The 20,420-nt window shown below is 48.4% G+C and carries 19 protein-coding genes and 1 pseudogene; 9 read left to right on the forward strand and 11 right to left on the reverse strand.

The annotated features are described in order from the left end of the window. Genes spoT through gmk form a run of 3 tightly spaced genes read right to left on the reverse strand, consistent with a single transcriptional unit; the run spans window position 1 to window position 3,084 of the window. A complete protein-coding gene (gene spoT / locus ACERJC_RS15460) occupies window positions 1–2,112 on the reverse strand; it encodes a bifunctional GTP diphosphokinase/guanosine-3',5'-bis pyrophosphate 3'-pyrophosphohydrolase (protein ID WP_042323359.1) in 2,112 nt (703 codons plus the stop codon). Between the two features lie 18 nt (window positions 2,113–2,130). Next, on the reverse strand, window positions 2,131–2,406 hold the full coding sequence (gene rpoZ, locus ACERJC_RS15465) for a DNA-directed RNA polymerase subunit omega (protein WP_000135057.1): 276 nt from the start codon (window positions 2,404–2,406) through the stop codon (window positions 2,131–2,133). A 54-nt stretch (window positions 2,407–2,460) separates the two neighbouring features. Next, on the reverse strand, window positions 2,461–3,084 hold the full coding sequence (gene gmk / locus ACERJC_RS15470; protein ID WP_152406220.1) for a guanylate kinase: 624 nt from the start codon (window positions 3,082–3,084) through the stop codon (window positions 2,461–2,463). A 256-nt stretch (window positions 3,085–3,340) separates the two neighbouring features. Here gmk and ligB point away from each other — a divergent pair, with 256 nt between their 5' ends. Beyond that, complete coding sequence (gene ligB, locus ACERJC_RS15475) at window positions 3,341–5,026, forward strand: NAD-dependent DNA ligase LigB (protein WP_373672022.1); 1,686 nt, start codon at window positions 3,341–3,343, stop codon at window positions 5,024–5,026. Here the strand turns inward: ligB and ACERJC_RS15480 are convergent. Next, complete coding sequence (locus ACERJC_RS15480; protein WP_152400659.1) at window positions 5,023–5,640, reverse strand: trimeric intracellular cation channel family protein; 618 nt, start codon at window positions 5,638–5,640, stop codon at window positions 5,023–5,025. The two genes, ligB and ACERJC_RS15480, sit on opposite strands and share 4 nt — an antisense overlap. 731 nt (window positions 5,641–6,371) lie before the next feature. Here ACERJC_RS15480 and ACERJC_RS15485 point away from each other — a divergent pair. Together ACERJC_RS15485 and ACERJC_RS15490 are read left to right on the forward strand one after the other, a co-directional pair. Next, a pseudogene (locus ACERJC_RS15485) lies at window positions 6,372–7,874 on the forward strand (TIGR04141 family sporadically distributed protein); the annotation flags it as partial. A 368-nt stretch (window positions 7,875–8,242) separates the two neighbouring features. Next, window positions 8,243–8,632 (forward strand): type II restriction endonuclease, encoded by a 390-nt coding sequence (locus tag ACERJC_RS15490; protein WP_373672023.1) that lies wholly within the window; start codon window positions 8,243–8,245, stop codon window positions 8,630–8,632. An 82-nt stretch (window positions 8,633–8,714) separates the two neighbouring features. Here the strand turns inward: ACERJC_RS15490 and ACERJC_RS15495 are convergent, their stop codons facing one another. Beyond that, entirely contained in the window at window positions 8,715–10,151 is a 1,437-nt protein-coding gene (locus ACERJC_RS15495) for a DNA cytosine methyltransferase (protein ID WP_373672024.1), read from the reverse strand. Window positions 10,152–11,016: 865 nt separating this feature from the next. Continuing rightward, window positions 11,017–11,880, reverse strand: coding sequence for a YicC/YloC family endoribonuclease (locus tag ACERJC_RS15500; RefSeq protein ID WP_046492189.1), 864 nt, complete (start codon window positions 11,878–11,880; stop codon window positions 11,017–11,019). A 125-nt stretch (window positions 11,881–12,005) separates the two neighbouring features. Between ACERJC_RS15500 and rph the strand changes: the two genes are divergently transcribed. Next, complete coding sequence (rph, locus tag ACERJC_RS15505) at window positions 12,006–12,722, forward strand: ribonuclease PH (protein ID WP_042323350.1); 717 nt, start codon at window positions 12,006–12,008, stop codon at window positions 12,720–12,722. Window positions 12,723–12,800: 78 nt separating this feature from the next. After that, the gene (gene pyrE, locus ACERJC_RS15510) at window positions 12,801–13,442 is read left to right on the forward strand and encodes an orotate phosphoribosyltransferase (protein WP_042998635.1); all 642 of its coding nucleotides are present in this window, start codon (window positions 12,801–12,803) and stop codon (window positions 13,440–13,442) included. 39 nt (window positions 13,443–13,481) lie between these two features. On the opposite strand, the gene slmA is transcribed toward pyrE, so the two are convergent. The 3 genes from slmA to coaBC all read right to left on the reverse strand — a co-directional run bounded on the left by slmA (window position 13,482) and on the right by coaBC (window position 15,843). Further along, the gene (gene slmA, locus ACERJC_RS15515; RefSeq protein WP_046492184.1) at window positions 13,482–14,078 is read right to left on the reverse strand and encodes a nucleoid occlusion factor SlmA; all 597 of its coding nucleotides are present in this window, start codon (window positions 14,076–14,078) and stop codon (window positions 13,482–13,484) included. A gap of 108 nt (window positions 14,079–14,186) precedes the next feature. Beyond that, a complete protein-coding gene (gene dut, locus ACERJC_RS15520) occupies window positions 14,187–14,645 on the reverse strand; it encodes a dUTP diphosphatase (protein ID WP_042998633.1) in 459 nt (152 codons plus the stop codon). Continuing rightward, window positions 14,623–15,843, reverse strand: coding sequence for a bifunctional phosphopantothenoylcysteine decarboxylase/phosphopantothenate--cysteine ligase CoaBC (gene coaBC / locus ACERJC_RS15525; protein WP_373672125.1), 1,221 nt, complete (start codon window positions 15,841–15,843; stop codon window positions 14,623–14,625). Before coaBC ends, dut begins: the two co-directional genes overlap by 23 nt. Before the next feature lie 173 nt (window positions 15,844–16,016). On the opposite strand from coaBC, the gene radC reads away from it, so the two are divergent. The 4 genes from radC (at window position 16,017) to mutM (ending at window position 18,231) form a co-directional block, all read left to right on the forward strand. After that, window positions 16,017–16,682 (forward strand): RadC family protein, encoded by a 666-nt coding sequence (radC, locus tag ACERJC_RS15530; protein ID WP_152400652.1) that lies wholly within the window; start codon window positions 16,017–16,019, stop codon window positions 16,680–16,682. A gap of 216 nt (window positions 16,683–16,898) precedes the next feature. After that, a complete protein-coding gene (gene rpmB / locus ACERJC_RS15535; protein WP_003024071.1) occupies window positions 16,899–17,135 on the forward strand; it encodes a 50S ribosomal protein L28 in 237 nt (78 codons plus the stop codon). A 20-nt stretch (window positions 17,136–17,155) separates the two neighbouring features. Then, window positions 17,156–17,323 (forward strand): 50S ribosomal protein L33, encoded by a 168-nt coding sequence (gene rpmG, locus ACERJC_RS15540; RefSeq protein ID WP_003024094.1) that lies wholly within the window; start codon window positions 17,156–17,158, stop codon window positions 17,321–17,323. A gap of 98 nt (window positions 17,324–17,421) precedes the next feature. Beyond that, window positions 17,422–18,231 (forward strand): bifunctional DNA-formamidopyrimidine glycosylase/DNA-(apurinic or apyrimidinic site) lyase, encoded by an 810-nt coding sequence (gene mutM / locus ACERJC_RS15545; RefSeq protein ID WP_152400650.1) that lies wholly within the window; start codon window positions 17,422–17,424, stop codon window positions 18,229–18,231. 25 nt (window positions 18,232–18,256) lie between these two features. Here the strand turns inward: mutM and coaD are convergent, their stop codons facing one another. Both coaD and waaA read right to left on the reverse strand, forming a co-directional pair. Further along, window positions 18,257–18,736, reverse strand: a complete 480-nt coding sequence (gene coaD, locus ACERJC_RS15550) for a pantetheine-phosphate adenylyltransferase (RefSeq protein ID WP_046492137.1) — start codon at window positions 18,734–18,736, stop codon at window positions 18,257–18,259. Window positions 18,737–18,744: 8 nt separating this feature from the next. Next, complete coding sequence (waaA, locus tag ACERJC_RS15555; RefSeq protein WP_286631980.1) at window positions 18,745–20,022, reverse strand: lipid IV(A) 3-deoxy-D-manno-octulosonic acid transferase; 1,278 nt, start codon at window positions 20,020–20,022, stop codon at window positions 18,745–18,747. Between the last annotated feature and the right edge of the window lie 398 nt (window positions 20,023–20,420).

Genomic DNA, 20,420 nt, shown 5'->3' on the forward strand with positions numbered 1-20,420 from the left:
TTAATTTCGGTTACGGGTGACTTTTATCACGTCTGGCATCACGCGGATTTTGCGCATGATGTTCGCCAGGTGCACGCGATCGCGCGCGGTAAGGCGAATAAAGGCGCTGTAAACGCGGCCATCTTTCTCTTCGGTATTCAGACTCTGAATATTAGAGGTCGTGGTGTTGATCGCCGCCGTCAGGTTAGCCAGTGCACCCTGATGGTTAAACATATCCACTTTGATTTCGGTGATGAATTCCTGCTCCGTCTCTTTGTCCCATTCCACCGCCATAAATTTCTCTGGCTCTTTCTGGTAACCACGGATGTTACGGCAGGATTCATGGTGAATGACCAGACCTTTACCCGGACTGACGTGGGCAATGATCGGATCGCCCGGAATCGGACGACAGCACTTGGCAAAGGTAATCAGCACACCATCTGCGCCTTTGATGGGCAAATGACCGTGGCCCGGCGCCGCAGACTGGATTGCAGAGGCATCACCCTGTTGCAGGTTTTTCGCCACCACCACGCTCATGGCATTGCCGAGGCCAATTTCTGCCAGCAGGTCATCAAGCGTCGCGAGTTTCATCCGCTCAAGTTCACGCTGAATGCTTTCTTGCGGGATCTCGGCAAGCTTACGACTGCCACCCAACGCATGGTTGAGCAGGCGGCGTCCCAGACTGACGGAATCATCGCGTTTGAGGTTTTTCAGCAACTGGCGGATCTTGGCGCGGGCTTTTGAACTGACGACGAAGTTAAGCCATGCGGCGTTCGGCCGTGCCCCCGGCGCGGTAATGATTTCGACCGTCTGACCGCTGGTCAGCGGCTGTGACAGTGGGTAGGGCTGTCTGTCGACGCGCGCGCCCACACAGGCATGACCAATATCGGTATGCACCGCATAGGCAAAGTCGACGGGTGTTGCACCGGCAGGCAGTTCGACAATGCGCCCTTCCGGTGTGAAAACGTAAATCTCATCCGGGAAAAGATCGGATTTCACGCTCTCGATAAATTCAAACGAGCTACCGGCGCTTTGTTGCAGTTCCAACAGGCTTTGCATCCAGCGCTGGGCACGAATCTGCGCGGTAGTGCTGGTTTCACCGTGCTCTTTATAAGCCCAGTGCGCCGCGACCCCCATTTCCGCCATCTGGTCCATATCCTCTGTACGGATCTGGACTTCAACCGGGACGCCGTGCGGGCCGATCATCGACGTGTGCAAAGACTGATAGCCGTTCGCTTTTGGAATCGCGATATAGTCTTTTACCCGTCCAGGACGCGGCTTATAGAGGCTGTGCATCTGACCGAGCACGCGATAACAGGTGTCGGCGTCATGAACGATAACGCGAAACGCGTAGATATCCATGATTGAGTGAAAACGCTGCTCTTTAAGCACCATCTTGCAATAGATGGAATAGAGGTGCTTCTCACGACCACTCACACGGCACGGAATACCCGCTTCCTGCAGACGCCCTTCGATTTCAGAGAGGATTTTTTGGATCATCTCTTTACGGTTGCCACGTGCGGCTTTAACCACCTCTTTAATCACGCGATAGCGGTTCGGGTACAGCGCCTCAAAACCCAGTTCTTCGAGCTCGGTTTTAATGTGATGAATACCTAAACGATGCGCCAGCGGACTATAAATTTCGAGGGTTTCACGAGCGATGCGGCGACGTTTGTCCGGGCGTAATGAGCCCAGCGTGCGCATATTGTGAGTGCGGTCGGCGAGTTTGATGAGAATGACGCGGATATCCTGCACCATCGCCATAATCATCTTGCGAAAGTTTTCGGCCTGCGCCTCTTTCTTATCGCGGAACTTAAGTTTATCAAGCTTCGATACCCCCTCTACCAGTTCAGCAACGCTTTTACCAAAAAGCTGCTCCATGTCCTGGTAGGTGGCGGGAGTATCTTCGATCACGTCATGCAGCAGTGCAGCCATCAGCGTTTCATAGTCGAGTTTCATTTCGGCCAGAATGCAGGCTACGGCAACAGGGTGCGTGATATAAGGTTCACCGCTTGAACGTGTCTGGCCCTCGTGAGCGTCACGTGCAACGAGATACGCCTGCCGAAGACGTTTGATCTGGTCTTCCGGCAGGTAGTGTTGAATCAGTTGATTCAGGCTTTCAAACAGATACAAGGGCGACCCGCTTTGTGATTAACGACGACCTTCAGCAATTGCGGTTACGGCTTGTATTTCAGCGGCTTCCTGCTCTTGCTGTTCCTGGCGCTCACGTACGTCGAGGATCTGGTTATTGATCAGACCTTCTTCGATTTCGCGCAGCGCGATTACGGTAGTTTTATCGTTTTCTTCCGGTACGAGCGGATCCTTTCCGCCTACCTGCATCTGACGAGCGCGACGCGCGGCGACCAGTACCAGGTCAAAACGGTTACCAATTTTCTCTACAGCGTCCTGAACAGTTACGCGTGCCATACTTAAAATGCTCCACAGGTGAAGAAATGACTGGGCATGATACTGAAAGTGGGTTCAGTCTGCCAACAGTTTGCTGATTAAAGCGTCATGACGCTGCTTTTGGCGGCTCATGCGCAGACGTTCGGCGCGAATAATGGTCTTCAAATCGCTCAGGGCGGTGTTGAAGTCATCATTCACAATAAGATAATCATATTCGGCGTAATGGCTCATTTCTGCAACAGCTTGCGCCATACGTTTTGCAATCACCTCTTCGCTATCTTGCCCACGACCCCGCAAGCGGCGATCCAGTTCAAGTTTAGACGGCGGCAGAATAAAGATACTGCGTGCATGCGGCATCTTCTTGCGAATTTGTTGCGCGCCCTGCCAGTCGATATCCAAAAAGACATCTACCCCGGAGGCCAGTACTTGCTCAATGGCTTCACGCGAGGTGCCGTAGTAATTGCCAAAAACTTCTGCGTGTTCCAGAAACGCGTCGTTACCAATCATGGTTCTGAATTCATCATGATTCACAAAGAAATAATGTTCGCCGTGAACCTCACCCGGGCGCGGAGCGCGCGTGGTGTGCGAAACAGAAACCTGGGTGTCATACAACGGTTGGGTTTTTAACAAAGCCTGAATCAGGCTGGATTTACCCGCGCCACTGGGGGCAGAAACAATATAAAGCGTGCCTTGAGCCATGAGTATCTTACGTATGTGATTATCGAAAATGAACCTACATACGGGCTTATTATACACGTCGCCGCTACGCGACGTAGCCTTTGTCACACTTTTTGCGCCAGATTATTGCTTTTTGCGCGCCAGTTTCCTGATTTACGCAACATTCGCTGCAAATGAGAGAAATCACTCGAAGCCTGTACGCAATCTTAACTTTTGTCACTCGGCGTAGGTCACGCAACGCGCTATATCTGCCTGGCAACGTACAACGGAGGTGGCGATGAAAACAGGGACAGCGATATTGATGGGGTTGTGGTTGTGGCACTCGCAGGTTCTGGCGATATGCCCGGTATGGTCGGCGGCCAGAGCCCACGAGGAGATCTCTCGTTTGCAACAACAAATTACACAGTGGGATGACGCCTACTGGAAAGAGGGCGTTAGCGCGGTTGAGGATGGCGTCTACGATCAGCTGCATGCGCAACTGCTCCAGTGGCAGCATTGCTTTGCTGACGACGACCCGCCCAGCCTGACGTTGCCCTCGCCAGGCGGTACGATCCCCCATCCTGTCGCCCATACCGGAGTGCAAAAGCTGGCAGACAAGCGAGCAATGCAGCAATGGATGCGCGAGCACAACGATTTGTGGGTACAGCCGAAGGTTGATGGCGTGGCGGTTACGCTGAAATATCAGCAGGGCAAACTGACCCAGGCGATCAGCCGTGGCGATGGCCTGAAAGGCGAAGACTGGACGCAAAAAGTACAACAGATTCCTGCTGTGCCGCAAACTGTGGTGGGTGCGCTGGCAAATAGCGTGTTGCAGGGCGAGATCTTTCTGCAACAGGAAGGGCATATCCAGCAAAAAATGGGCGGAATGAATGCCCGTTCGAAGGTCGCGGGTCTGCTGATGCGCAAGGGCAACGTCAGTGACTTATCATCACTGGGGATTTTTATCTGGGCATGGCCTGATGGCCCGCAGACAATGTCCGAAAGAGTAAACCAGTTGAGTGCGGCGGGGTTTACGCTCGCGAAAAAATTCACGCTGCCGGCAGACAATGTTGAGTCCGTGGAACGGGCGCGTACGCACTGGTGGACGTCCGCTTTGCCCTTTGTCACCGATGGGGTCGTTGTGCGGATGAGCAAAGAGCCGGCGTCCCGCCAGTGGTTACCGGGACAAGGGAGTTGGCTGGTCGCCTGGAAATACCCGCCCGTTGCGCAGGTGGCTGAGGTCACAGCGATTCAGTTTACGGTCGGCAAAAGCGGAAAAATCGCCGTTGTGGCGACACTCGCTCCCGTCATGCTGGACGATAAACGGGTACAGCGGGTGAATATCGGTTCCGTAACCCGCTGGGAAGAGTGGGATATTGCCCCAGGCGATCGGATCCTGGTGAGTCTTGCCGGACAGGGGATCCCGCGTATTGACGATGTCGTCTGGCGGAGTTCGGAACGGACTAAACCGATGCCGCCTGAAAATCGCTTCAACGCATTGACCTGCTTTTTTGCTTCTGCATTGTGTCAGGAGCAGTTTATCTCCCGCCTCGTCTGGGCGGGCTCTGGTGCTGTTTTACAGTTAGACGGTGTGGGTGAGGCAGGTTGGCGGGCGCTTCATCAACAGCATCACTTTGAGCATATCTTTTCGTGGCTGGCTTTAACTCAGGAGCAGATTCAGCACACGCCGGGCTTTGCGAAGGCGAAGAGTGAGCAGGTGTGGCATCAGTTTAATCTGGTGAGAAAACAGCCGTTTATTCGCTGGATACTGGCGCTGGGCATCCCGTTACCCCAGGCTGCGCTCAATGCCAGCGGCGATCGTTCGTGGCAGCAGTTGTCAGGGCGAACGGAATCGTACTGGCAACAACTTCCGGCGGTCGGCCCGCGTCGCGCACGTCAGGTGATGGCATGGCTGGACAACGCGGAAGTTAAGCAACTGAGCCACTGGCTGGCGGCCCAGCACATCGAGAGCTTTATCCCTTAGTGGCTTTCGTGGCGGTAGTAAAACACGGGCAAACCCAGCTTAAGGCGCAGCGCCAGGAGTCGGGCGACAAAGCCAAACATCAGGGTTGAGATAACCACGATATCCTGATTGGAAACATAGTGTTGCAGGATGATGTAAAGCACGGCAGAGGCGAATGAGACGCCGGCGTACAACTCTTTCTGGAAAACGAGCGGAATACGCTTACAGAACATATCGCGCAACACTCCACCGAAGACGCCGGTGGTAACCGCCGCTACGACGGCAATGATCGGACCATGCCCCATATCCAGGGCCACCTGGGCGCCAATGATGGAAAAGACGACCAGGCCTAAGGCATCCAGTACCAGGAATACCTTGCGCAGATAGGGCATGACGGGAGCCACAATAGTCGTTAAGACCGCCGCCGTGGCGACAATAATTACGTATTCGGGATGTTTAACCCAACCCAGAGGATAGTGCCCGAGCAGAATATCGCGGACAGAGCCGCCGCCGATGGCCGTCGCGGTGGCAATGATGATAACGCCGAATGTATCCATCCGACGGCGACCCGCCGCCAGCGCACCGGTCATGGCTTCGGCAGTGATTCCTATCAGGTACAAAACATGTAACAGCATGACTCCCCCCCAGTATTTAGGGGACAAAGAGTAACGACTTGCACTCATCGTCACGATTGAGATTTTCTAAGGCGAGTGATTTTTAATAATGTCAGGTAATGCGAAATTACTGTTTTGATGAAGTGGTATGGGATGTGAGGTTTTTTTCGTCAGTAAAATGGATAAGAAAAACTAACCTGAAAATGTGTGCGAGTCAGCGAGACTTGCGAAAAAACGTAGCACCGCCATCGACTGACGGGCTACGCGGAAAGACACTTTACTTGATATTCTAAATTTGCGTACGGCATCTTAAAAAAGTCGTTTTTATTTAATGAGTTAAGTGAAGATAACATTTTTATGAGATATGCAACCCTATTGACTACCCATTTAGGAATCATACCTTTAAGAGGATAGTGAAAATACAAAAATACTCACATTTTTATTTAATGTATTGATAATAAAAGGTTTATATGATTGTGAATGTTATGTTTTTTGAAGTAGAATATGTAAAAAATACATACATAAATCGAGCATTTAGATAAGTTCTTGACAGATTTATTAGTTAGTTTGAGCGCCAGGCATATTTTAATCCTTTAACTTGATTTAAGTTAATTAAATATTTTACAGATTTAGTAAAAAAGGGGTTTTATGTCTAAGAAAATGATGGCTCTTAATATATTTTTAGCTGAAAAAAATACTCTGCCAAGGACTTTACTTTTTTCCTTTCTAAGGTCTGTAAAGAATACGCACTAAATGGTGTAAAAGGTATCAAAGGCTCCTGTTTTATAAAAGATGTTAAGGACAACACTCCCAAATGGAAAGAATTCTTCGAAGGGTTTACTGGAAATAAAATAAATGATTTAATTACTAGATCCAGTTCGGCAGTGCTGTTAATTAAATCTAAATCAAGAGTGTTTGCTGTCACTTTCGGATATGGAAGAAGTTTATTAGAACAATCTTACTTCGTGTCAGATTTTGGTATTAAATCAGCGTTAAATATGCTGAAGCATGATTCGCTAAGAAGTGTTGATACATTCACCATTGATGATTCTCCGGTGCAAAAGAAAACACAAGCTTCGTTAGGAACCGAGATATCTATGTTTGGCGTGGATATTTCTAAAGATATTTTAAGATCAGTTACTGGTTTGCCTTTAGATGGGGTTTCCTTCAAAAATATTTGTGGAGGAGATAATTCATTACAAGTAAAAATCGAGCTGGAGCCAAATGATTTGGTTCGTTACCTCGATGAGTGCTTGCAACGCTATGAAGGAAAAGAATATTTAGAGCAATTCTCATGGGTAGATAATCTAAAAAAAGTAGGTAAGCCAACTACGATTGAGGAACTGGACGATTTATTGATTAAAATTATAAAATCAAAAAAATATGATGATGTTTCGATAGTAGTCCCAGAAGTAATGAATGATGAAGATATAGAATATTTTAGTTTTACTAGAGCTAAGAATGATATTTCTTATAATATTGATAAAAATATATATTTTAATACTATCGACTTCCCTAATTTGGATATAGATAAATTAAAGAGGGATAAGCTTTTTGCTTTTAACCATCAAGGTTCCGAGGTTAAGACATTCTCAGTCTATAAATGCCTTAACCTGGAAGTAACGCATAAAAGAAAAACATATATGTTATTTCTGGGGCAATGGTTTGAAATTGAGAAGAAATTCTCAGAGTACGTTGAAAAAGAATTAAGTATTATACCTACACATAAAAATCCATTTCCTGATTTAATAAGAATAATAGATAAGTCTACTAATAAAGAGAAATTAGAATCCGAGGGTGATTATAATGAACGTATTAGTAAAACTAAACCTTATATTCTTATGGATAAAAAACTAGTTAAAAGCAGTAGAACTACAACTTCCATAGAATTATGTGATTTAGCTGATGTTAAAAATAAAATTTTAATTCACGCTAAACATAGAAAAGGCGGTTCCTCTGGTTTAAGTCATCTTTTCGCACAAGCAAGCATTGCTTCTGAACTAATTCTCAGTGACGAAGAGTTTAGAAAAGCAGCGAGGGTTGTTATAAAAGATAATCACGGAAATGCCGCGATGAGTCTTGTGCTAGCAAAAAAAATAAAGAGTAGTGAATTTGAAATTGTTCTATTAATGTTAGGCTGTGATAATAAGAAATTACTAAAAGACTTACCTTTTTTCAGTAAAGTTAATTTAATGAATACGTATTCAAACCTAACTCAACGTGGATTTAAAGTTACCGTAGCATCCGCAAAATAGAATATTAAGTAAAGTAAAATAAAGCAAGGCAACTCAAAAGAAGCTCCGCTTCTCTGAGTTGCCTTGCTTTTCCTTGCTCTACGATTGAAAAAGAAATAATAAGAACGACAATTATTAATGCCTATGTTATTTTAAACTTGATTAAAAACCAAGCAGCCATTGATCCAAATCATAACTACTCGTACCTAGATACCGATAACACATAAAGTTACACAACATATTGCAAAATGTATCATTGCTAACTTGACTGAACTCCTCAGTTGTTTAGTATGTAATAGCTTTCTTATTTATTTTACTCACAGCTCTTTGACGGGTATTTATACATCCTAATATACGCTTAGTTATTATTTATTAATAAGAGGTTGATAATGGCTACATCCCCGATTTACCTTAAGCAATCCTGTATTAAAACTTTAACCGCAGTTGAAGCCAATAGAGATGCCTCAAATCAACACGAGTTTAACGGTGTTGCTCAGCTAAAACAGATTTTTGGCAACGCCAGAGTTACTAAAGATGTAGTATTCTCTATTAGAGGAACGGATATATTCTGCGATGATACCGTCACTTGGTATGATGCCAGAGAAAACTCACCTGATAGAAGCGAGTTTCGTCTTTATTTCCGCAATAACTATGTCATGGAGCGGGCAGATGAAGGGGACAATATTATTGTAGGCATCGACAAAAGTGATAAAATTCATATCATTTTAATTAAGCAGAACAACTCCGACTATGAGGGTAATATACCTACTTGGCGTTAATGCTTATTTAATATAGAATAAACAACAAATACAAATGAAACTAAATAAAACACCCCCCAGCAATGTCTTGCTGGGGTGAAATTTATTTTTGTATGGTGTTACGTTTTTTTATAGATACAGCTTTCTGAATATAGGGTTCAAGCAATTTTGCAACCGCTTCAAATACAGGAACCACGACTGAATTTCCAAACTGCTTGTAAGATTGCATATCTGAAACCGGGATGTTGAAGGGCTTGCCATCAGGCGTCTCAAATCCCATTAGGCGGGCACACTCATGGGGAGTTAACCTTCTTGGCCGATTTGACATGTTTTGCGCATCATAGAAATCTATCTCACCTAATTCATGATCCCATCCACGGTCAATCAAGATCTCAGAACCATCTTTATAATACCTCGCAGATAATGTGCGAGTGACCGTATCAACGTTATTTGGTTTCACCAAGCCGAAACCAAAACCATTACCTTTCGCAGCATGCTTTTTAGCATATTTATAAAGATAATCCCACAGTCTAGGAGAAAGGATGTATTTACTATCAACATCGTTATCATGATCAAGAAGTTCTTTGAAAGTAGGTCTTTTAGACGGGAAAAAATTACTTATATTTCGTAATGTAAACCCTTTACCTATTTTTAAATCACGACGAAATCCGACCAATACAATTCGTTCTCTATGTTGAGGAAGGAAATTTTTACCATCAATGATCTTCGGATCGGAAGAACCAGAAATCGCAGAATCAGCAACTTCATAACCAAGCTCGTCAAGGGTGTTCATGATTACTCGGAAAGTTTTCCCTTTATCATGACTCTTAAGATTTTTTACATTTTCAAGAACAAATATAGATGGTTTTTTTGACTTTATAATTCGTGCAACATCAAAGAATAGAGTTCCTTGGGCATCACATTCAAATCCGTGAGCTCTTCCTAATGAATTCTTTTTACTCACACCCGCAAGACTGAAAGGCTGACAAGGGAAACCAGCCAAAAGCACATCATGGTCAGGGATGTTTTCATTTATATATTCATAAGCTTCACGTTCTGAAACGTCATCCCTATTACTCAATGTAATTTCACGAATATCGGAGTTAAACTGGTGTGATTTTTCATCGTTATACCAATTAGCTTTATACGTGCGCACAGCTTCTTTATTCCATTCGCTTGTAAATACGCACAGCCCTCCAATAGCCTCAAAACCTTTACGAATCCCACCAATTCCTGCAAAGAGATCAATGAACCGGAAAGCATAGTTAGGATGGTTTTCTGGCGGTTCAGGAAGCATCTTTGTGAGTAAAAATACTTCACCGGCCGTTAAAAGCTTCGCTTCACATTTGTCATTAATCCAGCGATTAAGTGTTTCCCTGCTCCAATCATTATCACCAACTTTCCTAAGTGATTCAGCAACATGCTTTTGACTATAAATTTCCAGAATTTTTTCAACTAGTTGCCGATCACTGTTTTTCTTGTTTTTGGTTTCACCCGCCGATTTCTGAAAGAGATCATGCGCAATTACTAGTTCAGACATAACATCTCCTATGGGTCATTATAGTGATAGTGTATCACTCATTTAACCCAGATGACAGAGAGTAGTGCATAAACTTTGACACATGCGTTAGAACACCTGCTATCTTCTCTTATGGGGGAAGGCGAAATGTCCTCTGCTCCTCTTGATATGCTCCTTAGATATTTTAGATTTGATGAAAAAATAAACATGGATAACCAAATTAACTATTTTAAAAAGTGCCTTGATTCTATTATTTGATTTAATATTTATATAATGAAATGGACTCAACCCCTTGGCACTTAATATAAATGAAATATTTATGAGTGTGTTCTTATATTTCACCAAAAAAATCATATTAATAAACACAACAAAAGCAAGTATAACATTAACGAAGATAAAATATATAATATAATTTAATATATGAATGTGAATTTTAATGTCCGTTATAAATTTTTATTCAAACATATAAAAAGGAGTTTATATGGAAAAACAAGTTTCAATGCATAGCATTGCAAAAAGCATCGCACCTGTAATAAAACAATCTTCAAATTTGCAAGATCTAATATCGCAAACGCTGAGAACTCACAGTGCCAGTGTCTGTCTTAATAACGCAGAACTTCAACTACTAGTACTTCTTTGACCGTTAATGTTCCCATAGTAAACCTCTTATCAGCCCAGGCTTGGGTAACAGTACTGGGAAGTGTAAGTGGGTAGTAAATGGTTTATATGGTACGGGTAGCAGAAAAGAAAAGGGATTTTAGTACCTCACTCACTACCCAGAATGGAGTGGAAGTTAGAAGATTTTTATAGACTTTCTTTTGCTGATTTTTTGAAGAAAACGCCCATATCTCAGGGCGTTATAGAAATTTATGGGTTTTAAAATATATTACTCGATGTTCTGGATCTGCTCGCGCATTTGCTCGATCAGGACTTTCAGTTCAATCGCGGAATTGGTCACTTCGGCATTGATGGATTTCGACGCCAGCGTATTCGACTCGCGGTTGAATTCCTGCATCATGAAGTCCAGACGGCGACCCACCGCCTCTTTTTTCTTCAGGATGTTGTAGGTTTCTTTGACGTGGGCTTCCAGGCGATCCAGTTCTTCTGCCACATCGATGCGCTGTGCCATCAGGACCAGTTCTTGCTCCAGACGGTTATTCTCCAACTGGACCTGAGCGTCCTCGAGCTTAGCGACCAGACGTTCACGCTGCCATTGCAGAATTTCTGGCATATGGGCGCGAACTTTAATGACTTCAGCGCTGACACCTTCCAGACGTTGTTCGATCAGCGCTTTCAGGGCCTGGCCTTCCGTTTCGCGGGCAACGATGAAATCGTCAAGCGTACCGTCCAGTGCGGTCAGGATTTCAGCCGCAATGGCATCAAGATCCTGTTCCTGTGCCGCCATGACGCCAGGCCAGCGAAGGATATCGACTGGATTGATTTCTCCTTCATCGCTCTGCATTTTGACCCAGTTGGCCGCGTTCACGAGTTGTTTTGCGAGCTTTTCATTCAGGATGAGCTCGCCCTGCGCGCTCGCATCGGGCTCAAAGCGCAGCATGCACTCGACTTTACCGCGCGTCAGGCGCGTACGGATGCGTTCACGAACAACAGGCTCAAGGCTACGGAACTGTTCCGGCAGACGAAAGTAAGTTTCCAGATAACGCTGGTTTACCGAGCGCATTTCCCAGGTGGCGCTACCCCATTCACCCTTGATTTCACGCCGGGCGTAGGCTGTCATACTGCGGATCATAGACGTTCCTGTTTTTAAAGGAGAGATGGGGGGATTATAGCCATCCCGGCCTTGTCAGGATAGGAATAACAGCCGGAAGTCCGTATAATGCGCAGCCACATTCGTTTCAAGCCGGAGATCTCAATATGCGTCCAGCAGGCCGTAGCGCTAATCAGGTGCGTCCCGTAACCCTGACCCGTAACTATACAAAACATGCTGAAGGCTCGGTGCTGGTCGAATTTGGCGATACCAAAGTGCTGTGCACAGCCTCGATTGAAGAAGGCGTACCGCGTTTTCTGAAAGGTCAGGGCCAGGGCTGGATCACCGCTGAATATGGCATGTTGCCGCGTGCAACGCATACCCGTAACGCGCGCGAAGCAGCAAAGGGCAAGCAGGGCGGTCGTACGATGGAGATTCAACGTCTGATCGCCCGTGCGCTGCGTGCTGCGGTCGATCTCAAAACGTTGGGTGAATTTACCATCACTCTGGACTGCGACGTGATCCAGGCCGATGGCGGCACGCGTACCGCCTCCATTACCGGAGCCTGCGTTGCGCTGGCGGATGCGCTGAACAAGCTGGTGGCAAGCGGTAAGCTGAAAACCAACCCAATGAAAGGGATGGTTGCGGCAGTATCTGTGGGGATCGTCAACGGCGAAGCGCTCTGCGATCTGGAGTATGTTGAAGACTCGGCGGCGGAAACCGACATGAACGTGGTGATGACCGAAGACGGGCGCATCATTGAAGTGCAGGGGACGGCAGAAGGCGAGCCGTTCAGCCATGAAGAACTTCTCACCTTGTTGGCACTGGCCCGAGGGGGAATCGAATCCATTGTCACGACGCAGAAGGCGGCGTTAGAAAATTGATTTTAAGGCGACCAATGAGTCGCCTTTTTTTTGTCCGTAGATTTTGTCAATGATGAAAGTGAAATGAGGAGCGAATCCATGAAACCCTATCAACGCCAGTTTATTGAGTTTGCGCTTAACAAACAGGTACTCAAGTTTGGCGAATTCACGCTGAAATCCGGGCGCAAGAGCCCCTATTTCTTCAACGCCGGGCTGTTTAATACCGGGCGCGATTTGGCACTGTTAGGTCGTTTTTACGCCGAAGCGTTGGTGGATTCTGGCATTGAGTTTGATCTGCTTTTTGGCCCAGCTTACAAAGGTATTCCGATTGCAACCACCACGGCGGTCGCGCTGGCGGAGCATCACGACAAAGACCTGCCGTACTGCTTTAACCGCAAAGAAGCTAAAGATCATGGCGAAGGTGGCAATCTGGTTGGCAGCGCACTGCAGGGCCGCGTGATGCTGGTGGATGACGTGATCACTGCCGGTACGGCAATCCGGGAATCGATGGAAATCATCCAGGCCAATGGCGCGACGCTGGCTGGCGTGCTGATCTCTTTGGATCGTCAGGAGCGGGGGCGTGGCGAGATTTCCGCCATTCAGGAAGTCGAGCGCGATTATGGCTGTAAGGTGATTTCTATCATCACCCTGAAAGACCTGATTGCCTATCTGGAAGAGAAGCCGGAAATGGCAGAACATCTGGCGGCGGTGCGGGCGTATCGGGAAGCGTTTGGCGTTTAACCAGAATGGCCGGATAACGCGCGCGCTATCCGGCAAGCATTACTGCAGTTGTGAGGCGAGCAGTGGCCAGCGGGCATCAAAATCATCCGTTGGACGGTATTTGAATTCACTACGCACGAAGCGCGACAGCATACCTTCGCAGAAGGCAAGTAACTGGCTTGCCAGCAACGTTTCATCCGTCACGTATCCTTCACCTTCGCGCATCCGCTTTTCCCGCAGCACCTGGCGCAGTTGTGCTTCAATGCGTTCGAACAGTTGATTGATACGCCCTTGCAGACGATCCTGTTCAAACATCAGCGCATGCCCGGTCAGGATACGCGTCAGGCCGGGATTGCGCTCACCGAAACCCAGGATCAATAACACGATCAGACGCAGACGCGCGTGGGTATCTTTTTCATCTTTCAGAATCAAATTGATACGGGTGATCAGGCTGTCTTCGATAAACTCAATCAGGCTATCGAACATGCGTGTCTTGCTGGGAAAGTGGCGGTACAACGCCGCTTCGGAAACGCCGACAGAAGCCGCCAGTTTTGCCGTTGTGATGCGCTGGCTTCCATCGCTGGATTCCAGCATCAGCGCCAGAGACTGAAGTATTTCTTCGCGACGATTCCTTTTCGCAGTTTGTTTTTCTGCCATGTTACAAAATACCCCTGAAAATAAGCACTTGCAGGCGAGCATCCACACTATGACCGCAAACACAGGGCTTGCGGTGATGTTATGACGTTATCGGGATGCGTAACTTTCTTACTTACGACCGGAATGGCCGAAACCGCCTTCACCACGGTGAGTGGCATCAAACTCTTCCACCAGGTTAAATTCGGCCTGCACAACCGGCACAAAGACCATCTGTGCGATGCGTTCACCCGGCTCAATGGTGAAACTGTCCTGACCGCGGTTCCAGACGGACACCATCAGTTGCCCCTGATAGTCGGAGTCAATCAGCCCCACCAGGTTGCCCAGCACGATACCATGCTTATGGCCCAGACCCGAACGCGGCAGGATGACGGCAGCCAGAGACGGATCGGCGATATGAATAGCCAGCCCGGTTGGCAGTAGCGTGGTTGCGCCCGGTGCCAGTTCTACGGCGTCATCAAGACAGGCCCGCAGGTCAAGTCCGGCGGAACCGGAGGTGGCATACGTCGGCAGCGGGAATTGCTTACCAACACGCGGATCCAGAATCTTAACGTCGATTTTTTTCATCATAAAGGGTCACGATCTCGTCGAGTAATAATTGGCCAAGGAGTGCTTTGCGCGCAAGCGGTAAGACTTTATCTCCATCCTGCCAGAAAAGGTGTAGAGCGTTGCTGTCGCTATTAAATCCTTGAGTTGAGAGTGAAACATCGTTTGCACAGATCAAATCAAGATTTTTGCGGTTACGTTTTTGCCGGGCGTATTCTTCCACATTATTCGTTTCCGCGGCAAACCCAACGACATAGGGACGATGGTCTTTACGTGCGGCAACCCCGGCGATGATATCCGGGTTTTTGACCATTTTTATTGTTAATTCATCACCCTGCGTTGCCTGTTTCTTAATTTTTTCCGGTGCGACAACGGCGGCGCGATAGTCTGCTACCGCAGCGCAGCCGATAAAAATATGTTGCTGTTGTACAGTGGATTGCACTGCTGCTTCCATCTCCAGAGCGGTCATCACATCGACACGCTGTACAAAAGGCGGCGTGGGTAACGATACGGGGCCGGTAACCAGCGTAACGTTCGCCCCACGACGAGCGGCCGCAGCGGCGATGGCAAACCCCATTTTACCTGAGCTGTGGTTGGAAATGTAACGCACCGGGTCGAGCGGTTCACGCGTCGGGCCCGCGGTAATCATGATATTGAGATGTTGCAGATCGTTGACAGGGGAGAAATGCGCCGCGGCCATATCGACAATCGTTAAGGGATCCAGCATGCGACCCGGACCCACGTCACCGCATGCCTGGCTGCCGCTGTCCGGTCCCCAGATGAGCAACCCACGGGAAGTCAGAACGTCCAGATTATGCTGAGTCGCCGCAGCCCGATACATCTGCTGGTTCATCGCCGGTAAAACGGCAATGGGCGCAGGTGTCGCCAGACAAATCGTGGACACCAGATCGTTTGCCATGCCGGCTGCGACACGCGCGATAAGGTCTGCGGTGGCAGGGGCGAGAACCACCAGGTCGGCCCATTTCCCCAACTCAATATGGCCCATCGCGGCTTCTGCCGCGGGATCCAGCAGACTGTCGGAAACGGGATACCCGGAAACCGCCTGTAAGCTGAGTGGGGTAATAAAGGCTTTAGCCGCCTCGGTCATTGCTACACGGACATCGGCACCGCGTTCGCGCAGACGACGCACCAGTTCAGGGGTTTTGTAGGCAGCAATGCCGCCGCTGACGCCGAGAACGATTTTTTTACCGGCCAGGCTCATCATGATCTTTCCTGTTGGATTACACCAGAAGGCGGATATTTTATCACAATCCGTAAACTGTCGTGCGTTCACCCATGAATCACTTTGCGAGGCGCTACGCAGGAGTGGAAATTGTACGTCGATTCCCCCTCATGGCTATGCCACCATTTGTGCTGGCATAAGGAGGTGTGGGGATGGAAACTGCTGAGTATGTGTTGCCAAGGGAAAAACTGTTGGCACTTGGGGTAGATACGCTGACGGATGATGAACTGCTGGCGCTCTTCTTGCGGACTGGAACGCCCGGAAAAGATGTCTTTACGCTGGCAAAAGAGATCCTGGAACATTTTGGCTCTCTCTATAGCTTGTTGACGGCGGACTACTCGCAGTTCAGTACGGTGACAGGGATTGGCGTGGCAAAATACGCGCAGCTTAAAGGCATTGCGGAGCTGGCCCGTCGCTTTTATGAAGTACAAATAAAAGGCTCGAACCCGTTACTCAGCCCGTTGTTAACACGGGATTTTTTGCAGAGTCAATTTGCGGGGGAAGGGCGAGAAGTTTTTATGGTGGTTTTTCTCGATTCCCAACACAAGGTCATTAAACATAGCCGCCTTTTTTCTGGCACCCTCACCCATGTTGAGATTCATCCGCGTGAAATTATTCGTGAAGCGATAAAAATCAATGCATCTGCGGTGATCCTTGCACATAATCATCCGTCGGGGTGTGCAGAGCCGAGTAAAGCGGATAAACTTATCACCGAGCGTGTCGTAAAATGCTGTCAGTTCATGGATATCCGTGTGCTTGATCACCTTGTCATTGGACGCGGAGAGTACGTTTCGTTTGCGGAACGTGGTTGGATTTGACGCACTTTGCGCGATCCATCGGGATCTTTGTCTGTTCGGGACTTGAGCACATCGCTGACTCAGCGTATACTACGCCACCTTTGAGAATCTCGGGTTTGGCATTTGGGCCTGGCAATCGAGTGTTCGCTTAGAACCGCGATGACCGGGCTGTAAAGCCTGACGAGGCGCCGATACCCCATACGAAGCTCGAGCTAATTTGATTTTTGGAGAATAGACATGTCCCGAGTCTGCCAAGTTACTGGCAAGCGTCCGGTGACCGGTAACAACCGTTCCCACGCACTGAACGCGACTAAACGCCGTTTTCTGCCTAACCTGCACTCTCACCGTTTCTGGGTTGAGAGCGAAAAGCGTTTTGTCACCCTGCGTGTATCTGCTAAAGGTATGCGTGTAATTGATAAGAAAGGCATCGAAACAGTTCTGTCTGAACTGCGTGCCCGTGGCGAAAAGTACTAAGTACTAAGAGGAAATAAATCATGGCTAAAGGTATTCGTGAGAAGATCAAGCTGGTTTCTTCTGCTGGTACTGGTCACTTCTATACCACCACGAAGAACAAACGTACTAAGCCGGAAAAACTGGAACTGAAAAAGTTCGATCCAGTTGTCCGTCAGCACGTTCTCTACAAAGAAGCGAAAATTAAGTAATTTCCGCTTTGCTGTAATGAAAAACCTCGCCTCGGCGGGGTTTTTTGTTTTCTGGCCATCCCCATATTAGTGAGACCTGATACACTGCCGGAGACGTTATGCCTGAATTACCTGAAGTCGAAACCAGCCGCCGCGGTATTGAGCCGCACCTGGTCGGGGCAACCATTTTGCATGCCAATGTGCGTAATGGACGTCTGCGTTGGCCGGTGTCAGAAGAGATCTACCGTCTGAGCGACAAACCGGTGCTCAGCGTTCAGCGTCGTGCGAAATATCTTCTGCTGGAACTGCCCGATGGCTGGATAATCATCCATCTGGGGATGTCGGGCAGTTTGCGTATCCTTCCTGAAGAACTTCCGGCAGAAAAACACGACCACGTCGATTTAGTGATGAGTAATGGTAAAGTCCTGCGCTACACCGATCCCCGTCGCTTTGGCGCCTGGCTGTGGACGAAAGCGCTGGAAGGGCACAACGTGCTGGCGCATCTCGGCCCTGAACCGTTGAGCGACGATTTCAACGGTGAATACCTGCAACAGAAGTGTGCGAAGAAGAAAACGGCGATTAAACCCTGGCTGATGGATAATAAACTGGTGGTGGGAGTTGGGAACATCTATGCCAGTGAATCCCTGTTTGCTGCCGGCATTCATCCTGACCGACTGGCGTCGTCGCTGTCGCAGGCCGAATATGAGCTGCTGGCGCGCGTGATTAAGGCCGTTTTGCTGCGCTCAATAGAGCAGGGCGGGACGACATTGAAAGATTTTCTGCAAAGCGACGGTAAACCGGGCTATTTTGCTCAGGAGTTACAGGTCTATGGCCGCAAAGGCGAACCGTGCAGGGTGTGTGGAACGCCGATCGTGGCATCGAAACACGCACAGCGCGCGACGTACTATTGCCGTCAGTGCCAGAAGTAAGGTGAAGCGTCCCGGCCCAGGGACGCTATTTGAGCTTAGCCAGCAGCGCCTGATGAATATTCTCTGGCAGGAAGTGGGTGACATCACCCTGATGGCGGGCCACTTCTTTCACCAGTGACGACGAGATGAAGGACCACTCTTTAGAAGGCATCAGAAAGACGCTTTCCAGTTCCGGCATCAAATGACGATTCATATGGGCCAGTTGCATTTCGTATTCAAAATCCGCAACGGCGCGCAATCCACGAATCAGGATATTGGCCTGCTGCTCACGCGCAAAATTTGCCATCAGATCGCTAAAGCCCAGGACTTCAACGCCGGGCAGATGGGCTGTAGCCTGCTGAGCCAGCGCAACGCGCTCTTCAAGGGTGAACATTGGTTTTTTACCGGGACTTGCCGCAATTGCCAGAATGACATGGTCAAACATCTGCGTAGCACGCGTGATGATATCGATATGGCCGTTCGTCAACGGATCAAAAGTGCCTGGATAAATCGCCCGTTTTTGCATAACAGCCCTCAATGCGTTTTCGGTGGCAGATAAGGTTCCAGCAGTTGCAGTAGGCGCTGTAGTGCACCCTGGTTTTGATAGAGAACTTCAACTGCGTGACGACCATAGAAATTACGATAATCGGCATCGGTCAGTAAAGAGGAAACCTCTTTAGCGAGGCTTGTGGCATCCGTGACCGTAATCAAACCGCTGGCCTGCTCCAGACGGGCGCAGATATCTTTGAAGTTGAACGTGTGAGGCCCCATCAGCACGGGAATCGCGTGGGCCGCGGCTTCCAGCGGATTGTGTCCGCCACGCTCAACCAGAGAACCCCCGACAAACGCCAGATCTGCAATTCCGTAAAGTAGCATCAGTTCCCCCATCGTATCACCCACAACGACCTGTGTACTGGCTGAAGGAACTTCACCGGAGGAACGTGTTGTATAGCTTAGTCCGGCTTCACGTACGAGGTTAATCGCATCCGGGAAACGTTCCGGATGACGCGGGACCAGAATCAATAGCAGGTTGGGGAACTGGTGTAGCAATGCCTGATGCGCGGCGATCACAATACTCTCTTCGCCATCATGGGTACTGGTTGCGATCCATACCGGGCGATGCGGCGCCCACTGGCGACGTAACGTAACCGCCTTCGCAGCGAGCTGTGGCGTCACGGAGATATCGAACTTCAGACTGCCGGTGACGGTCACCTGGTTGTTCTTCGCGCCCAGCGTCACAAAGCGCTGACCATCCTCTTCATTTTGCGCCGCAATTAGCGTAATACGACGGAGGATTCGGCGGATAAATTTCCCCAGTTTCGCGTAACCGTCAGCGGAGCGAGCAGAAAGACGCGCATTGGCGATGACCAGCGGAATATGGCGTTTATGCAGCGCGGCAATCAGGTTCGGCCACAGCTCCGTTTCCATGATCAGTACCAGCTTAGGATCGACTTGGTTCAGGAAGCGTCCCAGCGCATCAGGTAAATCATAAGGCAGATAGACGTGCTGAACATCGCTACCGAAGGCGGACTGGACACGCTCGGAGCCGGTCGGCGTCATCGTGGTGACCGTGATAGGCAGGTCGGGATAGCGATGCCGCAGGGCGCGAACCAAAGGAATGGCTGCCAGCGTTTCGCCGACAGAGACGGAATGGAGCATAATTCCGCCCGGTTTCAGGGGGCGGCGATAAAAACCGTAGCGTTCACCCCAGCGTTTACGGTAGGCCGGGGCTTTACGTCCGCGCACCCAAAGCCGTATCCAGATCAAAGGCTGAATAAGGTAGAGAAGGGCGGTGTAAAGCAATTCGAGCATAGTAAATAGCTGGCTTATGGATGTGCTGGGGATTCTATGTATTTAGACAGGGCTTTACCATTACTTTTCCCGTTTTTGACTTAAATAGCTTTAAGTTCGACTAATTCCGGCAGCCTGGCCCAGATTTTTTGCATTTTTATGCCATTTATTGATTTTTGCCGCCTTGCCGTTGTTTGCAGAGTCAATCAGTGACGTAAAAAGCGATGATTAGATTAATATCAGTTTGATTTAAAAAAGAAAAAACTCCTATTTGTGGTTAATTTATTCGAGTCGGATCGCAGCGAAAGAAGTGATACACTAGCGCGTAAAAGTCGGTGCAATATCAGTGATCGGGTAGCTGTTGAGCCTGGGGCGGTAGCGTGCTGTTTTCTGCTTAACTTTATCGGACAATCACAACA

Origin of the sequence: Citrobacter telavivensis, from assembly GCF_041807075.1 — a bacterium.
In the GTDB taxonomy this organism is placed as follows: Bacteria; Pseudomonadota; Gammaproteobacteria; order Enterobacterales; family Enterobacteriaceae; genus Citrobacter_A; species Citrobacter_A telavivensis.